Here is a 25,078-nt window from a genome sequence, read left to right as displayed (position 1 = left end):
GCCTCGCGGTTCTTCCCGGCCGAGCGGTCGGTGTCCACGGGCTTGACAAGGACCGGGGAGGTCGGGAAGCGCCAGCGGTCGGCCGTGTCCTCGATGGCGGCGGCCTTCAGGAACTCCTCGATGTGTTGGATCGGGGTGCGGCCCGTCCGGGTCGGATTGCCGACGGCGAAATCGACGCCGGCCATCCGGTCCGGGTTTCGCTCCATCCATCCCACGACCAGACGCCCGAAGATGGTGGCCCAGCCCCAGACCCCCTCGTCTTTGAGACGTCGCACCTCAGCGGCGAAGGCGGCCAGTACGTCGAGGTCGCCGCCGACGTGACCCGCGTCCACGTACGGGGCTCCAAGGAACGGGGCGGCGGTCCGCGGCTCGCGTTCACGGGATGCGTGGGCCGGATTCGTCGCGAACCTCGGGCAGGACGGGTTCTGACCCACCCACCCGAGATCCGCGACACTCAGGCCGCGTGACGCGGACCCTTGCCCGGCGGCGGGTCCAGCACCGTTCGGTACTCGTCGCCAGCCGCTCGCGCAATGTCCATACGGTCGTAGATCTCGAGGATGAGGTTTTTGGTTCGGTAAGTCCCCTGTAGGGCCTCCTCCCGCTTTCTGACCGTGGGGAACGCGTCCATCACGTACTCCACGTCCGCGCGACTGAGTCCATACACATGGAACAGGGCCGCATCAAGCTCCGCACGGAGAAGTTCGCGGCGTGTATCGTCCCAGCGGAAGGGGGCTCCCTCGTCTCTGTGGTGACTGGCGAACGGAGCCATGTCTCTGGATGTGTACGCGAGTTCCAACGAGCGTGAGGTCACCCAGCTCATTGCGTTACCGCCGAGCAGGCCATCCAACGCCGCGATTTCAACCTGCGTGGCGGCAGGGAGCTGGCGCAGCACGAAGTACTTCAGCGCGGTGCCGGACAGCTTCTGCCTCGTCACGTAGTCGAAGACGAACGAGTTGAAGACCGAGAGCAGAACGGCAGCATCGTCAGGCGCGAAGGCCAGCAGGAACTTGTCTCCTACCCCGTAAGCGGGAAGCGCCGAGCTAATCATGGTTCGGGTGTCCGTGGACCGAGCCACGTCACGCCACCCCAGAAGCCAGTTCTCGTACCACTTCTTGTCTGCCAGCCGCGTCTCCACCCCCGCCCACATGATCCGGTTGCCCTTCTTGTCCCGCTTGCCGGAGTCCACATCCTGCTCCGGCACCCAGTACCGGGGCAGCGGCACGAAGTCGGGGTCATCGTGCTGTTCCGGGGTCACGCGCGGGAGGGTACCGACGTTGGCCTGGGCCTGGGTCTGGCCCTCGTACGTGCCGAGGCGGTGGTCGAAGTGGTGGAGCATCTTAGCCTCGTACAGCGGGAGGTACCGGCGCTTCACCCCCGCTTCAGTGCGCGTGAAGACGTTGCCGGCCAACTGCCAGCCCTCGGCCTCCAACTCGTCCTTGCCCCGGAACAGGTGGGAGTCGTTGGCCATGTCGAACATACGCATGAACGTCAGACCCCACGGGTTGGTCCCGCCCAAGCCGTTCTCGTCCGGCTCCTTCATCAGGACCGGGACCCGTCGGTAGATCCCGAGAGTGATCTCTGCATCCCGACGGGTGCGGAACACCGGAAGCGTACCCGTGTTGGGGTTGACCAGCAGGATCTCCTCTGGGGGCATGGCGAACCGTCGGCTGTCGAGGTCCTCCATATACCGCGTGCCGAAGGCGAAGGACGCCTCGTCGACGCGCGTGCCAACGCCGGTGGTCGTGAGCAGAGAGAAGCGCACCCGGTGGTCCACGTCCCGGCTGAGGATGAACGCCTCGTTCTCAAAATCCAGGAACGATGCGAGCCGCGCTGTGCGCACCAGGTCCGAGAAGAACGGTGCCGTCGTCGCGTCGGTGGCGATGCCGGTCGGCAGGACCAGGCCCAGGCGTCCCCTCGGAGCGATGCCCAGGGAGGCAGCTTCGGCGAAGACGGCGTACGTGTTGACGTCCCCCCGTCCGGCCAGCGGGAAGCGGCCCGAGTTGCGCAGCAGATGGCTGACGCCCTCGGAGAGGCGGCGCGCTTCGATGAACTCGGTGTGCAGCGTGCGGTCCGCCTCCTCCTCGCTCTCGGCCAGCGCGTCGATCATGCGCTCACGCGCCGCCTTGTTCGCGGCGTTCGCAATCTTCTCGTCTTGGGTGGCGAAGAACTCCTGTTCCTGGAGCTTGACCCGCTCCCACGGCGGATTCCCCAGCACACAACTGAACCCGCCCTTCCATCCGGTCCGGTCGTCCACCCCCGGCGCCGCCGGGTCCGCCGGAACCCGGAAAACCTCCGGGAACTCCAGATGCCAGTGGAAGAACCGGTACTCCGCCCGCAGCCGCACGACCTCCTCCACCGTCCCGTCCGGCAGGCTCGCGCCGCCGTCCTCGGAGTGCAGGGCCAGCAGCGACTTCGTCGTCAGCGCGGGCGGCGTCGCCGTCTTCGTCTTCCTCCAGACGAACGCCGCGCACCACGCGTCGGCCAGCTCCAGCGCCCGGATGTAGTCCCGGGACGTGGTCAGCTCCCGGTACGCCTTGGCCTGGTTGTGAACGTCCTCCAGCTCCCGCGAGTCCGTCCCGGTGATCGCCGAGACCTTCTCACCGAACTCCGCGTTGGACTCGGCCAGTACCTCCTCCTCCGAGAACAACGCACCCTGGCTCACACCCCGGCGCAGCGCGGCCAGCCACTCCGCCCGCTCGGCGGCGTTGCGCTTCCTCAGGTCGGTGACGTGCTTCGACTCGTCGCCCTCCAGCGGCTTGAACGCGTCGTCCGGCAGGCCACCGGCCAGCAGCTTTGGCGTCGTGCCCAGCAACCCGTTGCCGTGCTTGATGTGGGCATCGAGGAAGGTGAGCGGCCGGCCCGGCTCCATCGCCTCGATCCACAAGGACACCTTGGCCAGCTCCACGGCCATCTTGTTGAGGTCGACGCCGTACACGCACCGCGCGATGACGTCCCGCAACGCGTGCCGTACGTCCTCGGCGCTCGGCTCGGGGTCGTCCGTGCGGATCTCGGCGAGGCGGCGGGCCATGCGGCGGGCCGCGGCGACCAGGAAGTGGCCGGAGCCGCAGGCAGGGTCGCACACCGTCAGGGCGAGCAGCGCGTCCTCGCGCTCCTTCTTCGTCGTACCGGAGCGGACGGCCTGGTCGATGACCGGGTCGAGCGCGGAGTCGAGGAGGCAGTCGATAAGGGGGGACGGGGTGTAGTAAGAGCCGGACGTCTTGCGGTCGTTGCCGTCCAGCTTGGCCAGGACGTACTCGTCGCCCTCGCCGAGGCGCGGCTCCAGTTCGAGCAGTGACTCGTAGACCGAGCCGAGCTCGTCTGCGCCGAGGTGGCGGTAGTCGACCTTGCGGGGGCGGCCCAGCTTGGCGTCGTACACCTCGGACAGGGCCTGTACCGCCTCGTACAGGGATTTGTTGGACAGGCTGAGGCCGTCCAGGATCGCGTCCGTACCGCTGGGCTCGAACAGGCCGCCCAGCGCAGGGAGTCCGAGCTCGGGGCGGCCGCCCGGCGTGCCGAGGCCCTTGATGACCAGCTGCAAGGCCTGCCACTGGTCGCCGTGCAGGGTGCCGGTGCGGCGGGCGAGGCGGCGCAGGCGAGCCGTCGAGAAGTACTTCTCGTACGTCTCGCGAGCGTGCTCGGTGGACTCGGGGTGCAGGAGTAGGTCGCGGTCCTCGGCGACGAAGAGGAACAGCAGGCGGTAGGCGAGGCGGAGCAAGGCCGGGTGGAGGTCGTCGCGGACGTTCTTGTCGCGGGTGCGCAGGGCCTTGAGCAGGTCGGCGTTGTCGGGGTGGGCGATCAGGCCCGAGCCGATCACGATCAGGGCCTTCTCGACGCCCTTGCGGAGCTCCTTCAGGGCGCGGGTTCCGCTGTCGATGGCCTCGGCGCGCCACTTCTCCAGCAGGCAGGTCGCGGCCGCCTCGCCCTCGGCGCGGGGCTCGAAGCGGGTGCGGTGCAGCAGCCGCCACAGGAGGACGAAGTCGTCGGAACGGTCGCCATCGAAGATCGCCTGGAGGTCGAACTCGATGAACGCGGCGCCGGTGAGGGACGCGGATTCGCGGAGCAGGCGCAGCTGCTGGCCGTTGGAGAGGACGCCCCAGAGGGTGGAGTCCGCCGAGCGGTTGAGGTACTCCTGCACCATCGACTGCGGGGCCTGCTTGGCCAGTTCGGTGGTGCGCCGGTCGAGGGGGACGTTCCAGCCGGTGAGGTGGACAGGGACGTTCGCCCAGTGGTGGCTGACCTCGAAATCCTTCTCGCCGTCGCGGGAGCGCAGGCCGGGCGCGGGCACGGGGGCGAGGGCGCCGAAGCCGAGCTGCTCGAAGAGGGGCAGCAGCCAGCGTTCGGTGGTGACGCCGACCGCGTGCACGCCGGGGTCGGCGTCGGCGCCGTCGCGGGCCAGGGCGTCCTGGTAGGCGGCCCACACGCCGCGCAGGTAGCCCCAGGAGCGCTCGGCGGCGTCCCGGACCGAGTCGCCCTTGGCGTACAGGCGGTAGTCGGCGGGCTTGGAACCGGTCTGCTCCTTGCCCTCCTTGATGCGGACGAGGAGGTCGTACGGCAGGAGGCCGCCGACGGTGGCAACGGTGTCGGTGACGAGGGTCCTGGCGGTGCTCATGCGCCCACTCCCTGGGGGAACGTCGTGGCCGGGCGGTAGTGGTACACACCCAGGATGTCCGGGTCGCCCTGGGGGACGACCTTCAGGCCCGCCAGGCGGGCGCGGGAGGCGGTGCGGACCCGGCGGTGCGAGGCCTCCAGGGTCTGGCCCAACTCGACTGACTGGTCTCGCAGTTCGGACATGAGAGCGGGCAGGGCGGCTAGAACCTCGGCGATGTGCTCGGTGGCGAACTTCGGGTCGGTGTTCTGGGTGGCGCGCGCGTCGAGGAGGGCCACAGCCTCGTCCTCCGGCAGCCACTCGGGCGCGTCGGGCCGGCCGCGGTAGGCGACCACGCGGGCGTCCTCGGCGAGCTGCTCGCGCACCGAGCCGTCGCGGGCGGGCAAGTTCAGCTGGAAGCGGTGACGCACGAGCAGGAGCGTGGTGTTCCGCTCCACGGACGCGGTACGGACGACTCCGCAGCGGCGGGCCGGCCGCTGCCACTGCGGGACCTTGCCGGCGTCGTCGAGGGCCGCGTCCAGGACGAAGCGGGCGACAGCGGCGACCACCGGATCGGTGCGGGTGAGGGCGGCCTCGCCGCGTGGGGCGCTGGGGGCGTCGTGGAAGACGACCGGGCGGGGGTGGCGGGGGCCGAGCGCGTGCGAGACGGTGTCGCGCAGGCCCTGCGGGAGGGCGTCGATGTGCGCGGTGAAACCGCCCTGCTTCGTGGGGGCGGGCATGCCCCGCAGGGCGCCCAGGGCGCGGCGGGTGAAGTCCCGTACTTCCTCGCCGGTGCCGAGCGCGGCACGGATCTCGTCGACCTCGGCGGCCACCTCCTCCTTCTTGATCGTAAGCTGGGCATAGCGGGAGCGGTAGCGCTTCTCCCGGTCGGCGGAGGACTGCCAGGCGATCTCCAGCTGCTCGGCCACTTCCTCCTGCGCAAACAGCCCCTCCTGCTCGTACGCCGACCGCTCGCCGCGCAGGATCAGGCCCTCGAAGACGGCCTGCATGGCGCTCTCGGACTCCTGCGGCACGGGCACGGAGATGCCGGTGACGCGGCGGATCCGCTCGTGCTTGCGGAGCAGGACATTGAGGACGATGCCGTCGACGGGGTTGTCGGCGCCGTACAGGGTGAGCGCCTTGACGACGTCGGTGCGCTGGCCGAAGCGGTCCACGCGGCCCTCGCGCTGCTCGTGGCGGGTCGGGTTCCACGCGAGGTCGTAATGGAGGACCGCGTCGAAGGACTCCTGGAGGTTGACTCCCTCGGACAGGCAATCGGTGGCGACCAGGACACGGCGCTCGGGTGCGGGATTGCCGTCCTCGTCGGTGCCGGTCATCTCGGCGATGCGGGTGACGCGCTGGTCCGGCGAGAGTTCGCCGGTGACGGAGGCGACCGCGACCGGGTGCTCGGCGCCCTTCTTGTTGAGGGCCTTCCTGAGGTGGTCCGCCACGTAGTCGGCGGTCGCGATGTAGCGGCAGAAGACGATGGGCCGGTAGCCCTCGTCGAGGAGGTCGGAGACGGTGGTGATCAGCTTCTTCAGTTTGGCGTCGCGAGTGGGGCCGTAGAGCTTCTTGGCCGATTCGGCCATCGCGATGAGGCGGGCCTTCTCCTCGCCGTCAACCTCGCTGTCACCATCGGCAGCGGATCCAGCGGGAAGCTGCGTGCCCGGTACCGCGTCCGCGGACTCGGGGGTGTCGCTGTCAGCCGGGTCGGAGACAGTGCGCTCTCCGGTGCGGTCCACCTCGGCGGGAGTGTCCGCCTCCTCGACGCCGGCGCGGGTGTTCAGGGACTGCACGGCGGCAGCCGGGGAGGAGGACAGGGTGCGCAGCAGGGCGAGGGTGGACCACCAGCGCTGGCGCTGCTGGAGGGCGCCGTCGGCCGCTCGTACCGTCTCGCGGGCGTACGACAGGACCTCGTCGAGAAGCTTCTTGTAGTCGCGGTGCAGGGTGTAGGCGGTTTCGGCGGTGTTCCGGGAGGACGGGAAGTGCGCGCCGTCCTGGAAGTCCTCGCGGATGTCGGCGCGGCGGCGCTGCACGAAGAACTCGGCGAGGAGCCTGCGGCCGGCGTCGGTATCGAGGGGAACGGCGGCCAAGCGGTCGTCGAGCAGGCCGATCAGGCGGCGGAACGGCTCTTCCTTGCCGCTGTGCGGGGTGGCCGTGACCAGCAGGAGGTGGCGGTCCGCCCGGTCGGCGAGGGCGCGCAGCAGCGCATACCGCTGCTGGGAGGAGCGGGCGGACGCGCCGACCGTGGAGTCGGACACGCAGGAGTGCGCCTCGTCGACGATCACCAGGTCGGGGCAGTTGCGCAAGAAGTCCTCCCGATGACGGGGGGACTTGATGAAGTCGGTGGAGACGACATACGCACCGTCAGGACGGAAGACCGACTGGCCGTACGGGGTCTCGCGCTCCAGGCGGCCGATCGTGGACGGCAGCACGAGGCGGGCGTCAACGCCGAACTTGCCGTACAGCTCGGCCCGCCACTGTTCGGCGAGGGCGGGCGAGCACAGCACGACCAGGCCGCGGGCGTCGCCCTGCGCCAGCAGCTCGGCGGCGATCAGCCCGGCCTCCACCGTCTTGCCGATACCGACATCGTCGGCGATCAGCAACCGGACGGTGTCCTGGCGCAGCGCCATCAGCAGCGGGACCAGCTGGTACGGGCGCGGGTCGACGGCGATCGAGGCGAGCGACCGGAAGGGCCCCGCGCCGGAGCGGAAGCCGATGCGCAGGGCGGTGCGCAGGAGCCCGGCCGCCTGCTGATCGCCCAGGTCGGAGGGAGTTGGCGGGGCGAAGGTGGCGGGGACGACGGTCTCCAGGCCGGGCAGGACGCCCGCGATGTCGTCGTCGGCGCCGCCGAGCGGGCGTAGGACGAGCAGGTCGGGTGTGGAGTCGGGCAGCACGACCCACTCGCGGCCCCGGGCGTGGACGAGGGAGCCGACGGCGTACTGCCGGGTCGGCTGGGCGGCGGTGGTCATGCGGGCCTTCCGGGGTCGGGGCGGGCAAAGGTCGGTCGGGCGGAGCGAACCGGGGCGGTGACCGGACGGCTCGTCGGCGAGGCCTGGGATGGGAACGGGCCGACGGGGCCCGTCCCCGGCTCCGAGGTCAGCGGCGTGCTTCGCCGAACACAGAAGGGTAGTCGGCGACGGCCTTCGACCAGTCGTCGGTGTAGTGGATGCGGATGACCTCCCAGCCGATCTCCTTCAGCCGTTCCGCGGCCTCCTCGTCACGCAGCGTCGTCTCCGTGTGGTCGTGATGCGGGCCGTCGACGAAGACCGCGACAGGGCCGAATGAGGTGTCGTACACGAAGTCCGGCTTGGACAGGGCCGCGCTCAACTTCACCTGCTGGTGGTCGGGCAGGCGGTGGCCGTGGGTCCTGAGGTAGGCGATGAACCGCTCCTCCAGGGAGGAGTCGGCGCCCTCGATAAGCGCATCGGCCTGCTCGTCGCGGGTGCGGCCCGCGTGGCTGGAGCCGACCTCGCCGCCCGCGAAGTCCATCAGCAGCTGCTTCACCAGGTGGCGGTCGATCGCCCGGTGGTGGCGCTGGTTACCGAAGGAGAGCAGGCAGTCATAGCAGCCCTTCTCGCAGGGATCCCCGGTGCGCTTCTCGGCTCCCCGGTCGCGCCCGACCTGATCGAAGTGCGCGATCTCCAGGGCCCGGCGGGCGGCGCGGGCGAGCGCGTCGGGCTCGGCCTGCAGCCGGCGCAGGACGCCGGCGCCGCCCTCGGCGCTCTCAATGAACAGCAGCCGCTCGCGAGGACCGTCGTCCGGCGGCAGCTCCTCGGTGTCCAGCTCGGAGTCCTCCAGTTGGAACTCGGCCTCGATGCCCCGCTCCAACGCGTACTGGAGGGTGATCGCGGTGTCCCGGTCGACGGGGGCCGCGAGCTTGAGCACGAGAATGTTGCGGGTGTCCTGGACGTACGGGATGACGGGGATCTTGCGCAGGGCCTTGTCCGCGTCGGCGAGGCCCTCGTCCTCCACCGGGGTTTCCCGGCCGGGCGCCTTCGTGCTCTGCTGGCCGGTCGAGCCGGCCAGCCACTGGCCGGTGACCGGGTCGAGCCAGAAGCCGATCTCGCCCTTCGCGACCGAGCGGCGGTAGCCCAGGTTGGTGAGCCGGACAGTGGCGCTGTCGCCGTAGACCAGCTCGGCGAGGAGCCGGCCGGCCGCGGCCTTCGCCTCGGCGCGGAGCGAACCGTCCCGGCCGTCTGCGTGCTGCTTGAAACGGTAGGAGATCTCCACCGCGTAACCCGTACGCTGGCGCTCCTCCTCGTCGGAGGAGATCCGGTCGCGGCGCTGGGTGAAGACGGTATGCAGGTGCAGCAGCCCGGTGCGGGGATCGCCGTACGAGCTGCCGCAGCCATGGCAGGTGTCCTCGCGTCGCTCCTCCGGAGACAGATAGCCGCAGGCTTGACACACCTTGGCGCTTTCGGTGGTCAGTTCGCCACTGGTCTCCGGCGGCAACTGCACCCGGTCCACCTTGAACCGGCTGCCCTCGTGGTAGATCAGCGCACCCGGCCCGAACTCGCGGATCGCGATGAAGCGCGAGCGCTGGAGGTAGTCGCCGTCGTGGCCACGGGTACTGCGGCCGGTACCGGGGATGTACGCGGCGAGCGGCAGGCGGGGGAAGGAGTAGCCGGGCAGGAAGCCCTCGGAGGCGAAGTAGCGGTACGGGTAGAAGTCGGACAGCACCGTGCGCTCGCCGCCCTGCCTGTTCTCCAGGAGGGCGATCTGGTTTTCCGCCTGGGCGCGGCGGCGGACGGCCTGGGCCTGGGAACGGCCGGTCGCCGTGCGGTTGCGGATGTTGTCGTGCTGGATCTCTCGCTCCTCCAGCGCCTTCTGGTAGAGGTTCCGCCAGCGTCCGCACTTCTCGTCGAAACGCCCGGGAGCCTTCGCGATGGTGTCCTCCAGCCACTGCTCGTGCCACCAGGACGTCTCACGCAGGGCGTCCACGCAGCCGGCAAGGACGGTGCGGGCCCGCACCAGGGCGCGCTGCTGGGCGGCCGGCCTGCCGATCTGCTCCTGTACCTCGGGCAGCAGCCGCAGCGACGGGGCTTTGCCGTCCGCGTCCAGGATCTTCGTCATGGTGCGCCCGAGTTCCAGGCGGGTCTCGGCGAGCCAGATGGCGTGGACGTGGGACGCGAGCAGGTCCTCGTTGGCGAGGTCGAGGCGGGGCGGGGCGACGGTGCCTGCAACCATCTGGTCGGAGCGGGTGAAGTAGTACTGGTCGTGGCTGTTGCCGGTCGCGCAGTACGTGGTGACCAGCGCGGGCTGGCCCGAGCGGCCGGCGCGGCCCGAGCGCTGGGCGTAGTTGGCGGGGGTGGGCGGGACATTGCGGAGGTTGACGGCGTTGAGGCTGGCGATGTCGACGCCGAGCTCCATCGTCGGCGAGCAGTACAGCAGGGGCAGCGGAAGCCCCTTGCTGAACAGGCGCTCCCGTTCCTCACGCACCTCGGGGTGGACCTGGGCGGTGTGCTCGGCGGCGTGCAGTCCGGCGAAGGTGGAAGCGACCTCCTTGTAGAGGTTCTTGAAGAAGGCGTTGACGCGGGGGCCCCGGCCGGTGCGGTAGGTACGGCGCAGCCGGTCAACCGCGCCGTACTCGTCGTCGCGGGCATGCCAGCGGATCACCGGGTGGTGGATCTGGTAGCCGGGTTCCTCGCCGCGGCCCTGGGTGACCCGGCTCAGTACGCCGCCGTCGGCGAGGACCTCGAGCAGGTCGCGGATCACGTCCTGGGCGTCGTCGAGCGAGAGGTCATGGCTCCAGTCCGGGAAGGTCTCCCGTTTGCGGACGTAACGGCCGAAGGCGGTGCGACCGGTGAGATTCAGCTCACTGCGGGTGCGCCCCGAGCGGCCGGGCCGGCCGGCGCGGGGCACCGCGACGCCGGGGGCGGGGGGCGCGGACTCGGTCTCCGCGATGGCCCATGCGTCATTGAGCTTGGCGGACTCCTTGCCCAGTTCGTTGAACTTGGCCTCGGTGAAGTACGGGGTGTCCACGGCACGCTGACGGCGCAGCTCGTCCATGAGAACGCGGGCCAGGTCGAGCCGGGTGGCCGGGGTCGCGGTGCGCAGCGGCCCGGCGGCGCGCTGCCACCGCTCCTCGTCGTGGGCGATCTGATCGAGCCCCGCGTACTCCAGGCCCAGCAGGCCGGTCTGCTCCAGGTTGGGCATGGTGACTCGCCAGCCGCGCTCCAGGTCAAGGAAGAGCCGGTACTCCGCCACCTGGGCCAGGGCGCTCAGCGTTTCCTCAGCGAGCGCCTCTACCTCGGTGGGGTTGTTGGCGTATTCATGGCGTGCCAACCCCATGGCGGCCACGACTTCCTCGCCCAGCCGTTTCCAGCGCAGGCCCGATTCCCCCGCCTTCAGCATCGCGCGGTAGAGGGCACCGCGCAGCTGGGTGACCATGACGAAGTCATTGAAGTGCCCGGACTGCAGGCTGGCGTCCTGCCGGTTGTCGACGAACGTAAGCAATTTGCGGGCGTCTTCGTCGAGTTCGCTTTCCGGCAGGCTCTTGAGGTGGCGGACGATGGAAGCGCTGACGACGGAGGTGGCGGTGGAGCGGCCCTCCTGGTCGAGCGTCATCAGCTTGGCGAAGTCCCGCTCCTTGACCTGCTCATAGCTGACCCCGCATTCCAGGCAGAACAGGAACGGGGCGGGCACGTAGGCGGCGTGCAGGCCGCCCCCATCCTTGTCCACCGTCGTGCCGTCAGGCCTCACCCATACGGGCTGTGGGGCGCGCTTCTTACGGCTCGCGGTGAGAACGGGCGTGCCCTTCTTCGGGTCGAGGGTGAGCCAGCTGTCGGGGAAGCGGCGCTGGTCGATCGCGTCCACGACGCGATCGGGCCACGGGTTGGCGGCCGAGAGGTAGAGGTAGCCCTGTTCATCGTCCGCCTCCTCACGAGTACGGAAGGCGACCGTGCCGTCATCGCTCTGCTCGCGGGCCACGGTGAGGTACTCCTGGCCGCACTCGCGGCAGAAGGACAGCGGCAGCAGGAGCTTCTCCGGCTCTCCGGGCACCCGCTGCTGGTAGGTGCGGGTGATGTGGCGACTCTCCTCCGACTCCAGGGAGACGTACGCCGAGCCGCCCTTGGAGAGGAACTGGTGGAGGCGGAACGCGAACAGCGCGCGGTCCTCGGCGTCGCGGACCTGCGTGCCGGCCCGGAGCGTGGACCGGATGGCCTTGGCGCAGGCGGTGTACTGCTCCTCCTCGGGTGCGTCGCGCGGGATGCCGAAGGCGTCCTCGCGCAGCGCGCGCGCGGCGAGCTCCACAGTGGTCGGTTTGGCGCGCACCAGAAGGCGGGTGCCGTCTTCGTCGGTGGCCTCGGTAAGGCCGAAGGCGGTCTCAACCCAGCGGGCCAGCGGGTCGGCGGCGAGTGCGTCGTACTCCAGCGGAGGGTTGTTCTCCCGTACACGGGCGGCAAGTTCGGCACGCGTGGGGGTTATGTCGCCGGTCGCGCGGACCAGCGTCTCGCCCACCACCCGGTCTGGGGAGATCTCCGTGTCGAACAGGGTGGAGGCGACGTCCGCTACCTCTCGTCGGCGGGCGGCAGGGGTGCCCTTGGTGGACATGGTGGCGGAGGTGCCAACACACTGCAGCGCGGGCGACTGGCAGGCCTCGCGGACACGCCGGACCAGCAGGGCGACGTCGGCGCCCTGACGACCGCGGTAGGTGTGCAGTTCGTCCAGGACCAGGAAGCGCAGGCCCTTGGCCCGGCCGATGAGCCGCTTGCGCTCCTCAGGGCGGGTGAGCATCAGCTCCAGCATCACGTAGTTGGTGAGCAGGATGTCCGGCGGAGTCTCCAGCACCGCGTCCTTCTCGGCCTGCTTCTCCTGGCCGGTGTACCGGGCGTATGTGACGGGCTCGTTGCCTGCGCCGTATCCGGCGGTGAGAAACTTCTTCAGCTCGCCCCGCTGGCTATTGGCCAGGGCGTTCATCGGGTAGACGATGATCGCCTTGATACTCGGGGCGGCTCCGGGCTCCTTCTCGCTAAGGATCCGGTGGACGATGGGCACGATGTAGCCGAGGCTCTTGCCGGATCCGGTGCCGGTCGTCAGGACGTACGAGTCTTTCGAGTCGGCAGCCTCGATGGCGTCGCGCTGGTGCTGGTGGAACCGGATGGGACGGATCGTCGCGCCCTGCTTGTCCTTGCCAGTGCGGAAGATCCGCTTGCACTCGGGATGGAGGAGACCGAGGTCGTCGGCGAGGTGGTCGACGGTGCCGCCGGGCGCAAAACTCGGGTTGAGCGAGAGCCAGGGGTCGGGCCACTGGTCGCCGTCAGCGAGGGACTTGGACACCTTCTCGCCGATCCGAGGGTCGTCGATCACCACCGATCCGGATGTGTACTCCTTGTAGTCGCGGATAAGCCGGCGATGCACCTCGAAGACGTCCACGTAATCCTCACTCGCTCCCGACGCGATCCACACATCACCGTAGTGGGTGTTGAGGGGCGAACCGCCCCACTCCCTTCACCCCATTAGAGCAACATTCTGTGAACTCAGTCAACATACAGAATGTTACGCAGGCGGCGCTCGAAGCGCCGCCATGTCACACTCTCCCTGACAGCAGCCCGGGCAGGGCGCGGCAGGGCACGGAGGGGACGGGCCGCAGCGCGAATGAACACCGGAACACTGATCGCCGATCGCTACCGGATCAAAAGACTCATCGGCCGGGGTGGCATGGGAGTCGTCTGGCTCGCCCACGACGAGAACCTGGGCCGTGACGTGGCACTGAAGACCATGAACGTCGATTTGGGGCTGACGGAGGAGCAGCGCGCCCGTGATGCCGAAAGGTTCCGCCGGGAGGCGCAGGCCGTCGCCCGGCTCGACCACGCGGGGCTCGCCACCGTCTACGACCTGGGGGAGGAGAGCGGCACCCGCTTTCTCGTCATGCAGTACGTGATCGGGCCGGCGCTCGACGACCGGATCGCCGAGGAGGGCCCGCTCTCCATCGAGGAGACCGCGTCGATCGGCGTCCAGATCGCCTCGGTCCTAGGGTCAGTGCACGCACGCGACGTCGTGCACCGCGACCTCAAAGGCAGCAACATCGTGATCCGCACGGACGGTATGGTCAAGGTTCTTGACTTCGGCGTCGCCGCCTTCCTCGATCCGGACACCGCGGGCCTCACCACGACCGGCGAGCGCCCAGGCAGCCTGGAGTGCATGGCGCCGGAACAGGTGCTGGGCAAGCCGGTCGACCCCCGGACCGATCTGTACGCACTGGGCTGTCTGCTGTACGCGATGCTGACGGGCGAGCCGGTCTTCACGCACGAGTCCGAACTGATGCTGCCCACCATGATCCTTGAGCGGCGGCCCGTACCGCCCGGAAGGCTCCGCGGAGGCATCCCTTCCGAACTGGAGGACCTGGTAATCCAGTTGCTGGCCAAGGACCCCGACGAGCGGCCTGCACACGCCGGCGAGGTGTGGCGGCGCCTCGCCACTTGGCTGCCCGAGCGCCGCGCCCCCGAACAGGCACTCGTCCCGTGGGCCGAAGTGGACCCGCTGCGGCCCTTCACACATCCGATGGGACCCGACGCCCGGCCGGTGCGGGCGTGGGCGGCATCTGGGCGGAGCGGCCGGCCGGCGCAATGACCCACCCCCACGCCGACCGGGAGCCCCACAGGCATACAACCCTGCCGCTGTCAGAGTCCGAATAGAGTCAGCGGTGACACCGGCAAGCACGTCACCGACCTGGCCGAACGGTGCCTGCTGTTCGTGGGCTGCACCCGGCCGGAAAGGCGCTGTACGTGTCGTACAGCGGGCGGGCGAGCGAGTTCCTCGACGGTGTGCGGTAGACCCTCAAGCCCGGCTTGATGAGACTGTGAACAGAGTCAATGTTCGTATAGCCTGGCAAACGCGAAGGGGGGAGGGTGGCCTGATCACGCACCCACAGCCGGGGGGAAGCCCCTATTTGCTATAAAATGCCTGGGAGTGCAGATGTCTTCATCGCTTACCGTGCCGGTGAGCTTGGCCGAAATCTCCCGCCTCGCGGGAGTCGGGCGGGCCGCGGTCAGCAACTGGCGGCGACGGCATCCGACATTCCCCGCACGCATCGGCGGCACGGATGTCAACCCTCAGTTCTCCATGACCGAGATCGAGGCCTGGCTGCGCGCCAACGGCAAGATCAAGAAATCGACGGAGCGGGAGTGGCTGTGGCCTCGTTTCGACGCGCTCGGCGGGCGTGACGCGGTGGGGACCGCCCTCGCCGAAGCGGGACGGCGGCTCGCGGGCAGGGCGGCCGCAGGCAACGAACTTGCCGGTGAAACACGCGCGTTGGTCGATCAGGCCGTGAAACTCGGACTCCGTGAGGGAGGATCCGATACCTTCGAATTCCTGCTCCGCCGCTGGCTCGACGTACACGTACGCCAGATCGCCACCACACCGCAGCCGCTGGCCCGGCTCATGGCAGAGCTCGCCCTGCGCACCTCTCTCTGCGCACTCGACGGCACAAGCGGCATCACGGCCGTCGACCCGGCCTGCGGCACCGGGCACCTACTCGCAGCCGCGGCCCATGAGGGTGCTGGCAGCCTCCTGGGCGGTGAGCTCGACCCCGTTCTCGCCGACCTGGCCGAGGCCCGCCTGAGGCTCGGGAGCGATGGGGCGACGGACGACGGGCCGATCATCGACGTTCGAGCGGGAGACTCCCTGCGCGACGACCCGTTCACCGACACCTCCGCCGACATCGCCCTATGCAATCCTCCCTTCAATGAGCGGGACTGGGGATACGAGGAACTGGCGACCGACACCCGCTGGAGCCACGGTCTGCCCCCTCGTACCGAACCCGAACTCGCCTGGGTGCAGCATTGCCTGGCCCGGCTGCGTCCCGGTGGCGCGGCCGTGCTGCTGCTGCCGCCCGCCGTGGCGGCACGGCGCGCCGGGCGGCGGATCCGAGGCTCGTTGCTGCGTACTGGCGCTCTGCGGGCCATCGTTGCGCTGCCACCGGGATGCGCGGCCCCGCACAGCGTCTCGCTGCACCTGTGGGTGCTGCGGGCCCCCGGTGTTGGGGAGGAGTCGCAGGCCGGCGGCAGGCTGCTGGTGGTCGACGCGGCATCCCGCTTCCCGCGGACGACGGCCCGGGACACCACTCCCGACTGGGCGGCGATCGGCTCCTTTGTCCGCGAGGCCTTCGACGAGGTCCGCTCGCCGGACGAGGACACGGCCCCGGACTCTCCCTTCGTACGGCAGATGCCTGTCATCGAGCTCCTCGACGATGAGGTCGACCTCACCCCCGGACGCCACATCACCCCGTCGCCCAGGGACCCTGCCCCTCGACTGGCCGCGTCCTGGAAGGAGTTCACCGGTCTGACCACGGGCGTCGGCAAATCTGCCCGCCTGCTCGCTGCGCTCGACCTCACGGCCGCCGCGGCGGACACTCCGACGGCGACCACGGTGGCCGAACTGGCCAGAGCCGGGGCCCTCACCCTGCGCGGCGGACAGCAGCCGCCTGAAGGGACGGTCCGGGAAGGCACGTCGCCCGACGACGGCATCCCGCTCCTCACGGTCCCTGACCTGCTGATGGGCGGCGAACCCCGAGGCTGCCTCGCGCCCGAGCACCTGGCGACCTTCGAAGCCGTTGTCGCCGAGCCGGGAGACATCGTCGTGGTGGGAGCGGCACGAAAGTTCTCAGCCTGGGTCCACGAAGGGCCGCCAATCGTCCTCGGACCCCAGTTGTTCATCGTGCGAGTGCAGCCCGAGCAGCTCGACGCCTGGTTTGTCGCGGGTTCGCTGCGGGCCCCGGCAAACGCACGGCAGGCTGGGACACACGCTACGAGCTCCTCCCGCATCGACGTCCGCCGCCTCCAGGTACGGCAGGTTCCACTCAGCGAGCAGCGGCGCTACGGCAAGGCGTTCCAGGAACTCGCCGCCTTCGAGCGGATGGTGCGGCGCGCGGCCGACCTCGGTGCCGACCTCGTTCGGGATCTTGGTGACGAACTGGCATCCGGGCGGCTGACGGGCGGGGCGTAGGCGCTGGGTACGACGGTCGGTCGCACCCTCCCGGACGGTCGGTCGCGCCCTCCCGGACGGTTGGTCGCACCCCACGCTTTCGCGGGGCTCTGGCGAATCGGGGCGGCGAGACTTCAATCCTCCCTGTTCACCGATCCGTGAGGCGTGCCGTGAGCTGGACGTCGACCGCGACACGTACGGCCTCGACCCGGTTCGCAAGCTCGGACGGCAGTCCGGCGGCCGTGCGGCCCGCCGTGTCGACCGCTGCCACGGCCGCCTCCAGCTCACCGAAGGTGAGACGGCATTCCGCCAGGCGCAGGCGGGTCACCGCGCGCTCGGCGCGCTCGGCTGGGCCGTCGCCATGGATCAGGGCTTCGTCGACGACCTGGTAGAGGCGGGCAGCCGAGCCAAAGTCGCCAGCGAGGCGCAGTCCGTCCGCGGCTCCCTGCCAGACGCGGCGCACCACCGGGCGGCGATCTCCCCACTCCTTGCGGACCCGCGCCGTCAGCTCACGCAGACGAACTGCCGCTTCCCCGGGTTCGCCGGACGCGATCTCCGACTCGGCCCGCGCGCAGAGCCTGTCGATGGTCCGGTACTCCAACCACTCCCCCTCGACCGGCGCGGACACGGCGGGCGGAGGCACGGGGACGGCGCGCGGGCACGTGGTCAGCTCCTCCGGCCGACGCAAGGGAGCGGTCGGATCGGGATGGGTGCGGGGCCGGGTCTCGGGATCGCCGGACCGGGGCGCGAACGGGCCGAGGACCGCCAGGACCTCGTCGACATAGGGGCGCTGGTCAGGCTTCTTGGCGAGCATCTGCAGTACCAGATCGTCGATCGCTTCAGGGATGCCTGCCGCGTGGACGCTCGGCGGCAACGGCACCTCGTTGAGGTGCTTGTCGGTCAGGCCGGAGTCCGCACCGAGCGGGAACGGGGGCCGCCCGGTGAGTAGTTCGTAGAAGATGCAGCCAAAACAGTAGACGTCCGTCCGCGTGGTGGGATCCAACTCGAGGATCTGTTCTGGGGCCAGATAGCCGCGGGTGCCCAGCGTTGAACCGTGCGCTGTGTAGCGCGTGGCGTCGGAGCGCAGCGGCTTGGCGATGCCGAAGTCGATGAGGACGACACGCCCCTCGTCGTCGATCATGACGTTCGCCGGCTTGAGGTCCCGGTGCACCACCGGGAGCGTGTGCGCGCAGGCCAGCGCGTGGGCCATCTGCGCGGCGACTGCGACCGCCGTGGCCAGAGGCAGCGGGCTGTGCTCGTCGAGGAACGTCCGCAGGCTCACGCCGTTCACCAGCCGCATGGCGATGTATGGCATGCCCTGGTGCGATCCGCTGCCGTACAGTTCGGGGATCCCGGGGTGGTCGAGCGTGCCCAGGAGCCTGGCTTCGCGCTGGAATCGGGCGTTCCTGACGGTGAGTTCCGCCTCCCGCTCCTGCGGGTCCAGGCAGTGAAGGGCCTCGGAGTCGTGACGCAGGAATTTCACTGCGATCTCCCGCCCGTCGGACACCTCACGGGCTCGCCACACCTGAGCCATCCCGCCCTTGCCGAGCGAGTCGCTCAACTCGTAGCACCCGTCGACCAGATCGCCCGCACCGGGCCTGTACGCATCCGCATCCACCGCTGTGCCCCTTCGCACTCCTGCGCCATCAGGCGTACCAGAGTAGCGTGAAGGAGCTTCAGCACAGACAATTCATTGACTGAGTTCACAGATCCATGGAATGCTCGAAGTGCGCTCGGTCCTCTCGGAGTCCCCTCGGTCCTGGGCGCCTTCTTGCCCATGCCACCGCCCTCGGGGGTCTCCCATGCAGGTTCCAGCAGGCGTCGCCGGTCAGGACTGGCTGATCAAAGCAAGCCCCCGGATGGCACGGCCCGACGGCGCGGCCTGTCCCACCCACCGCCGCATCGCGATGCGGCCCCTGCTCGTCGCCGAGCCGGCCGTACCGCTCCGCCGCTCACCGCGCGAGGAATTCGGGTTCGGCCCACTCTTCTCGGCCCTCGACCTGATGGAGCACCAGCAGTGGCCACTCGCACGGGTACGCGAGGAACTCCGCACCACTCGCGGCCCTTTCCGGGGGTGGGGCGCGCCGGTCCACCCCGCTCATCTCGCCTGGACCGCCGCCGCCGTGGAGCGCTATGCGGCAGCCCGCGCCGCTGAACAGGCCGCCGCCGTCGAGGCCGGACTCCCGCCGACCAAGCCGGTGAAGCAGCCGTGGACCTGGCGCACCCGCCGCACTGACGCCCCCGACGCGCGTGGGGTCCGGCAGTACGAGCACACCTTGTGGGGCCGCATGTACGCCTCTGAGGACGGGGCGGTGCGCGACCTGTGGCTGCCCTCCCTGGGGCGGGCCAAGGCGGTACGTCCCGACGCCGAACTCGGGGCTGTGGCCAAGGTGATGGCGTATGGAGCGCCCACACCCCGGCGGAAGGCGGGTTCCCTGCCCCCGCCCGCTGCGACCGACAGCGTCCGGCTGCCCGAACTGATCCGCGTCTTCGACTTCGGATGCGCCGATGGTTCGGTGGAACCGCTTCTGTCTGAAGGGCCCGATCAGGCGCAGCAGCGGTTCACGGCCGATGCGGTGCCGGCCTTCCTTGAAGCCGCCACCGGGACCGGGACTCACCCCTGGGAGAATTGCGTGGACTGCAAGGCCATCGCGGGCTGTACGGAGCTGAAGCGCACCCCGCGGCTGTGGAACGGGCAGCCCTCGGTCCCGGTACGCAAGCGCCGCTCCCTTTCCGCCTGGGATCTGCGCCTGCACGCCGAATGCCCGGCCCAGTACCACCTGGTGCGACACCTGCACCTCAGCGACCTCTCCACCGAGAACCAGGGCGCCCAGCGCGGACGGGCCATCGACTCCTGGCTCGACGCCCAGCACGGCGAACGCCCGCTCCGCGCCTGCCGGGACCGCGCGATCCCCGATCTGGCCGCGATACGCGCCAGGACCAGACTCGACGATGCAGCCGCACACGAAGCCATGGGCATGCTCGCCGAGCACCGGCTGCTGTGCCCGCTCAACGGGCTCGACACCGACGAGAAGGTACTCGTACAACACCGGGTAACGGCCTACGTGCCCGAACTCGACGTGGTCGTTCTCGCCAAGCCCGATCTCGTGTACACCCATCGCGGGCGGTGGATCTGGCGCGAGACGAAGACCTCGGCCCGCCCATTGTGGGAGCGCGAGTCCTTGATGCGCGCCTACCCTCAACTCGCCCTCGGCGTACTGCTGTTCGACTCAGGCGTGCTCGGCGACGACCCCCGCCGCTCCTGGGTCGAACTCGAGCACCTGTGCAAGGGTCATGGTCAGAGCCGCCTCGAACGCATCGACCCCGGCCGCGCCAAGAACGTGGACGAGGCCCGGGCCGTCATCGCCGAACTCGCTCAGCCGCTCCTCGACGACACCACGTACGAGCCGCGGACCGGCCGCCACTGCCATGGCTGTCAGGCCCGTACCTGGTGCCGGCCCGGTACCGCCTATGTCACCGACCACCCGCACCCGGAGATCCCCGACGCGGACACCTTGTCGCGAGGAGACGACCCCGCCCATGACTGACCAGCAGCTTGTACCGGACTGGTTGTCCAACCCCGACGTCATGCTCCTTCGGGACGTCGCCACCGCCGTCCTGGCCCTGGCGACCGTCGAGGACCTCGGCTCTTTCGCCCTGCCCTATCCGGACGCCGCACAGCGGGCCCTGGACGCATTGGTACTGCAGTGCCTGCGCAACGGCGCCCAGCCGCCGGCCGGAGTACCCGAGATGGTGCACTGGGCACGTCGCAGGCCTCTGAGCAGTTGGCCCCTTGACCGGCTTCCCACCGAGCTGTTCGGCCGCGCCGACCGGTTGATCGACGCGGACTCAGGAGAGCCCGCACAGCTCTGTCATGAACTCGCCGTACGCGGATACGGCGACAGCACCGGCCGACAGTACGACGAGCTGGTGATCCACGAGGCGCTGCGTGCCTGCCGGGCCACGTCGTCGCCCGAGTCGTACACGGCCTTCCGTCGGCTCCTGGTCACCCGGCCGGTCCTCACCGAGGCAGAATGGGCCGAGGTCAGCACCGATCTCTACCTGGACCCCGTCCGCTTCCTCATCGACGAGATCTACGCCCCCGTGCCCTTGGGACGTCGGCGGGACGGCGCGTACCTCTGCTGCCACCGCTGCCTCACCCTGCTCCATCCGGTGTCCGACACCGAGTGGTGGTGCGAGCGCGACCAGTGCCGCCACCGGGGACCCGCTCCCCACGGACGGCGACTCGTCGCTGCCGAGGTGGGAGAACTGCGTCAACTGCGCAAACCGCTGCGGCAATTCGTCACCGGACCAGGACGAGCCGAGATCTCCCTGGAGGACCAGCTGCGGGCGCTCGGGCTCAGCGTCGAGATGTGGCCGGGCTTCGATGCGTACGACCTGCGGATCACCTTTCCCGACGGGCATGTGTGGGCCATCGACGTCAAGGACTGGGCACATCCCGCTTTCCTCGGACGCGCCGCGAGCGCGGTTCGGGCCGATCCACCGTACGACGAGGCCTGCTGGGTGGTTCCCGGCTTTCGGGTACGCACCCGCCGCGACTACCTCGATGTCTACGCCAGGGAGCGCGGCCCCGGGGCGGGCGGCCTGCGGCTGCTCACGGACAACCAGCTCATGCGGGCAGCACAGCTGCGGCTGTCCGGCGAACGCGGGCCGGGCGCGTCCATCGGACCCGGCTCCACCGGGAGCACGGCCGGCTCCCCGGCGGTAGAACAGGCGGCGCCGAGCGACGGCGCCCGGAAGAACGGAGCAAATCGTGCGTGACCGCAGCAGCTGGTACCAGCCGGTCGTTGCTGCCCTGGGCCCCTGGCCCAAGGAGCACGCCAAGATCCGGCCCGCCCTGCTCTGCCAGGTTGAGCTCGGCTTGAACCTCCTGGAAACCGTGGCACCCGGCCATGCCGCCGACGGAGCGTGGACTCTCCTCGGCGGCTATGGAGTCCGTTTCGCGCGGGCCGCGAAACTCCCCGTCGGGCCCGCCGAGGAGACCGCGCTGACTGCGGCCCGGCATCTTCTGTGGCCAATGCGGCGCGGCCGGATGTGGCAGCAATGCCTGGACGCCTACCTGGAGCTGCCCGAACGGCTGCGCGCATACCGAGTCCCGGCGGCCGGGGAGCCTGCCCACCGTGTCCCCCTCAAGGTGGCTGCCGACCGGTTCGCCGTCTACGACAACGCGCTGGCGAACCTCCCCGGCTTCGCCGCCAAACCGCTGCCCCAAGCGGAGGAGGGCGAACACCGGTTCATGGACCGCCGCCACCGACGGACCTCCGTCATCATCCCCGGCGACCTGGTACGAGACCCCTTTCCTGGGCACCCTCTCACAGCCGAGCGCCCGTTCACCGCAGCCCCACGCCTCGTACCGCTCGATGAACTCGCAGAGGTGGCACGGTGGATGGACGCCGAGGAACAGCGGCTCGGTCTGAAGGCGGGGAACTGGGAAGAGCGCCTCGACCACCTCGACCTCGACACCCGTACCCCGGACGGTGCGGACTTCGAAGAGGCGAACGCGCTGCCGCTCGACGGGCTCACCCACCTCGTCGGCATGGTCGGCGCCGGCAAGTCGACGCTGATGACCCTGATCGCTGTCTGGACGCACCGGAACGGCCTGCGGATCACCCTTGTCGTCGGCGACGTAGCCGAACAGCTCGCCCTGACTGAACTGTTCCGCACACTCGGTCTGAGCGCTGCCCTGGTCCAGGGCGGCACCACCCGACCGCAGCACGCCCAGCGGCTGCACCGCAGGTTCGCCGCACGCGGCGAAGTTTCCCTGCTCGCCCACACCAGCCCCGTCTTCGCCCACCTCAGTACTGCCTGCCCGCTGGACGCGCTGCGCGCCCTCGACACCTCCGAGCCACTGCGCTACAACGACGCGCCGTGTGGGGCCCTCCACCCCACACGGCGGAAGGACGCCGCCGAGCAACCAGTGGACGACAGTGCCCTACGTGCACTCGAACGCGCCCGGGGAGCCGTTGAACACAAAACCGCTGTGGAGGACTCCGAAGAAGACGACCTGGGCGCTCCGCACGCCTGCCCGCTGTGGAGCGCCTGCCCCAGGCACACCCCCTCGCGCGCCCTCGTAGACGCGCTGATCTGGGTCGCCAACCCCGCCAGCCTCGTACAGACCGCCGTGCCTCGGCAGCTCAACGAGGAACGTCTGCGCTACCTCGAACTGGCCTGCCTGCGCAGCGACATCATGATCGTCGACGAGACCGACCGCGTACAGATGCAGCTCGACCAGATGTTCGCGCCCTCGGCGACGCTCGTCACGAACACCGGCGTCTCCGACTCCTGGCTCGACCAGCTGCAGACACACGAGATCGCCGAACTCGCCCGGCAGGGCCGGATTCAGCTCTCCAACCAGGACGTGGAGCGGTGGTCGGCCGCCCTGGACGTCGTCGGATCCACTGCGGACCGGCTGTACGCCATGCTCATCGACGACGAAGGGCTGCGCAATTGGGTCCAGATCGACTACTTCAGCGCCTGGACCCTCCAGGAGAAGCTGCTGCACGCCTGGTACCCGCCGTCGCGCAGCCGGGTCGACAGCCCGGATCCGGTCGACGTCGAGGACGAAAGCGCGCTGTACGAGGACGAGGACGGACTGGGCGAGAATCGCCACGCAGCGGGCCCAGAGACGGATTGGACCCAGCGCCGCACCGAGATCACCGGATTCTTCGACACTTTCCGGGACGACCCACTCGGCGGGCACGGCCCCTACGGGAACCCGGCCGACGAGCTGACCGCCCTCACCCTCGACGTCCTGCACACCCTTGATGAGAAACAGACGCGACGCCGAGTCCGCGGACTTCTCGATAGGCTGCTCGTCGGAGCACCAGGACCGGAGCAACGCCCCGCGCCCGTGGCCAGGCGTGACAAGAAAGTGGCGCCAGAGGATGTGCCGCTCAGCGAAGAGTGGCGTGAACTCCAGGCACACCGACTGGAGTTCACCCTCGTTCTCGCCGCTCTGCATCAACGCTTGGACCGGGTGACCTTCCTCTGGCCCCAGGTGGAGGCGGCACTTCGGCTCGACTCGGCGAGCCATGAACTGACGCGCCGACCACCCCTCGACTACGCGCCACTGCTGCCCGAAGCACCTATGGGCAACGTCCTCGGCTTCCAGTACCTGGTCGACGAACGGGCCGCCGCCAGCAACAAGGACGGACACCGCACCGGCACCCTTCGCTTCTTCCGCTGCGCAGGCATCGGCCGCGAACTGCTCCTCAACCTACCCCAGCTCGGAGCCGACCCCGGACTGGGACAGGCCGGCCCCCACATCCTGCTGATGTCGGGCACCAGCTGGGCCGGCACCTCCACCCGCGCCCACGTCCTGGCCCCTGTGCGCGCGGTACTCAAACCACAGCCCAAGGCGCTGGACGCCATCCGCAAGACCGTGTTCCGCACCGAGTTCCTGTACGACGCCGCCGGGCAGCCGATCAGGCTCTCCGGGCAGGACCCCGACCGCCGTGAGGACGTCCTGCGCCTGGTGATCGACCGGCTCGCCCGGTCACGAGGTGATGGCACCTCCTCCCCGCTGCAGAGCGAACTCGCCCAGATCACCGACCAGCGCCGCAAGCGCGCGCTACTGCTCGTGGGCAGCTACAAGGAGGCCAGGACGGCCGCCGCTGCCCTGAACGAGATCCCCCGCTGGCGCGGCCGCGTGCGCGTCCTGGCAGCCGATGACGCCGAGCTGGAGACGGCTGTCGACGGGGCGCCAGCAGCAGGGAGTCGGAGAGCCGGCACCGGAACAGGAACAGGGGCGATCCGGAGAGGCGATCTGGCCTCCTTCGCCGACGACCCGGATGCGGAACTGCTCGTCGCTCCTCTCCTCGCCATCGAGCGAGGGCACAACATTCTCACCGCCCCCCAGCGTCCGGGCGAGGAGCGAGTGGCAGCGTTCGGATCGGTGTTTTTCCTCGTCCGTCCCCACCCCCGCTCAGACGACCTGTCCTTGGCCGTCTTCGCCGTCAACGACTGGGCCACCCGGTTCGTACGAGACCAGCTGAGGCGCCCCGAAGGGACATTCAGCGACATGGTGGCCGAGGCCGGCGGACTGAACGAGGCCGGAGGCGCGTTCCGGACAGCCGCGCGCGGCGTCTGGCGGCACCTCCTGTCCCGGCCTTATATCTACTCCTCCCTCTCCGATGACGAGAAGAAGTCCTTCGTCTGGGACCAGCTCGTCACCATCTGGCAGGTCATCGGACGCCTGGTGCGCGGCGGCGTGCCGGCCCGCGTCGTCTTCGTCGACGCGGCCTTCGCACCGCAGCTCGCGGCTGCCCAAGCGCCGTTCACCGGCCAGGGAGCGCGGCCTCGCCGCAGCAGCGACCCGGGTCTCCTGGTGCGGCTGCGTGACGTCCTCGCCCCGTACTTCACGGACGACCGCACCCACCCTGCGGGCGCAGACCCCGATTCCGCCGACGCAGCACTCGTCAAGCTGCTCTACCGCCCGCTCTACGACGCGCTGTGCGCCATGGGCAGACCGTCGCTCCCCGGCGGGGACGGCGACTGACACACATCGCACGAGCCGTCGAAGCGCCCGATCACGCACGCCAACGC

At 69.8% G+C, this 25,078-nt stretch carries 10 protein-coding genes and 1 pseudogene; 6 read left to right on the top strand and 5 right to left on the bottom strand.

Features of this window, described 5'->3' with window-relative positions; all coding sequences use genetic code 11:
- Positions 1–332 (bottom strand): annotated as a pseudogene (locus ACRWND_RS24240) (ComF family protein); the annotation flags it as partial.
- Here ACRWND_RS24240 and ACRWND_RS24235 point away from each other — a divergent pair.
- Entirely contained in the window at positions 318–467 is a 150-nt protein-coding gene (locus tag ACRWND_RS24235) for a hypothetical protein (RefSeq protein WP_431952842.1), read from the top strand. The pseudogene ACRWND_RS24240 and the gene ACRWND_RS24235 overlap by 15 nt on opposite strands.
- On the opposite strand, the gene ACRWND_RS24230 is transcribed toward ACRWND_RS24235, so the two are convergent.
- From ACRWND_RS24230 to ACRWND_RS24220, 3 genes are all read right to left on the bottom strand, one after another.
- Complete coding sequence (locus tag ACRWND_RS24230) at positions 455–4,609, bottom strand: Eco57I restriction-modification methylase domain-containing protein (RefSeq protein WP_431952840.1); 4,155 nt, start codon at positions 4,607–4,609, stop codon at positions 455–457. The genes ACRWND_RS24235 and ACRWND_RS24230 overlap by 13 nt on opposite strands.
- Positions 4,606–7,557 (bottom strand): helicase-related protein, encoded by a 2,952-nt coding sequence (locus ACRWND_RS24225; RefSeq protein WP_431952838.1) that lies wholly within the window; start codon positions 7,555–7,557, stop codon positions 4,606–4,608. The genes ACRWND_RS24230 and ACRWND_RS24225 overlap by 4 nt, the downstream gene beginning before the upstream one ends.
- A 127-nt stretch (positions 7,558–7,684) precedes the next feature.
- Positions 7,685–12,964 carry a DEAD/DEAH box helicase gene (locus ACRWND_RS24220; RefSeq protein WP_431952836.1) on the bottom strand — a complete coding sequence of 1,760 codons (5,280 nt, stop codon included), beginning with the start codon at positions 12,962–12,964 and terminating at the stop codon, positions 7,685–7,687.
- Between the two features lie 222 nt (positions 12,965–13,186).
- Between ACRWND_RS24220 and ACRWND_RS24215 the strand changes: the two genes are divergently transcribed.
- Positions 13,187–14,161 (top strand): serine/threonine-protein kinase, encoded by a 975-nt coding sequence (locus tag ACRWND_RS24215; protein WP_431952834.1) that lies wholly within the window; start codon positions 13,187–13,189, stop codon positions 14,159–14,161.
- Positions 14,162–14,506: 345 nt separating this feature from the next.
- Positions 14,507–16,534: an N-6 DNA methylase gene (locus ACRWND_RS24210; RefSeq protein ID WP_431952832.1), complete on the top strand. Its 2,028-nt coding sequence runs from the start codon at positions 14,507–14,509 to the stop codon at positions 16,532–16,534.
- Positions 16,535–16,661: 127 nt separating this feature from the next.
- On the opposite strand, the gene ACRWND_RS24205 is transcribed toward ACRWND_RS24210, so the two are convergent.
- Complete coding sequence (locus tag ACRWND_RS24205; protein ID WP_431952830.1) at positions 16,662–18,131, bottom strand: serine/threonine-protein kinase; 1,470 nt, start codon at positions 18,129–18,131, stop codon at positions 16,662–16,664.
- Between the two features lie 184 nt (positions 18,132–18,315).
- Between ACRWND_RS24205 and ACRWND_RS24200 the strand changes: the two genes are divergently transcribed.
- Genes ACRWND_RS24200 through ACRWND_RS24190 form a run of 3 tightly spaced genes read left to right on the top strand, consistent with a single transcriptional unit; the run spans position 18,316 to position 25,031 of the window.
- Positions 18,316–20,061, top strand: a complete 1,746-nt coding sequence (locus ACRWND_RS24200; protein WP_431952828.1) for a PD-(D/E)XK nuclease family protein — start codon at positions 18,316–18,318, stop codon at positions 20,059–20,061.
- Positions 20,054–21,295 carry a hypothetical protein gene (locus ACRWND_RS24195; protein WP_431952826.1) on the top strand — a complete coding sequence of 414 codons (1,242 nt, stop codon included), beginning with the start codon at positions 20,054–20,056 and terminating at the stop codon, positions 21,293–21,295. Before ACRWND_RS24200 ends, ACRWND_RS24195 begins: the two co-directional genes overlap by 8 nt.
- Positions 21,288–25,031 carry a hypothetical protein gene (locus ACRWND_RS24190; protein ID WP_431952824.1) on the top strand — a complete coding sequence of 1,248 codons (3,744 nt, stop codon included), beginning with the start codon at positions 21,288–21,290 and terminating at the stop codon, positions 25,029–25,031. Before ACRWND_RS24195 ends, ACRWND_RS24190 begins: the two co-directional genes overlap by 8 nt.
- Positions 25,032–25,078 lie beyond the last annotated feature (47 nt).

Source organism: Actinacidiphila sp. bgisy167, assembly GCF_965342175.1.
Taxonomy (GTDB): Bacteria; Actinomycetota; Actinomycetes; order Streptomycetales; family Streptomycetaceae; genus Actinacidiphila.
This window is presented reverse-complemented; position numbering and strand designations above follow the sequence as displayed.

Excerpts from the sequence above, each read along its gene's own strand:
- ACRWND_RS24230 (WP_431952840.1), bottom strand. The coding sequence starts at position 4,609 with ATGAGCACCGCCAGGACCCTCGTCACCGACACCGTTGCCACCGTCGGC.
- ACRWND_RS24225 (WP_431952838.1), bottom strand. The coding sequence starts at position 7,557 with ATGACCACCGCCGCCCAGCCGACCCGGCAGTACGCCGTCGGCTCCCTC.
- ACRWND_RS24215 (WP_431952834.1), top strand. The coding sequence starts at position 13,187 with ATGAACACCGGAACACTGATCGCCGATCGCTACCGGATCAAAAGACTC.
- ACRWND_RS24210 (WP_431952832.1), top strand. The coding sequence starts at position 14,507 with ATGTCTTCATCGCTTACCGTGCCGGTGAGCTTGGCCGAAATCTCCCGC.
- ACRWND_RS24200 (WP_431952828.1), top strand. The coding sequence starts at position 18,316 with ATGCAGGTTCCAGCAGGCGTCGCCGGTCAGGACTGGCTGATCAAAGCA.
- ACRWND_RS24195 (WP_431952826.1), top strand. The coding sequence starts at position 20,054 with ATGACTGACCAGCAGCTTGTACCGGACTGGTTGTCCAACCCCGACGTC.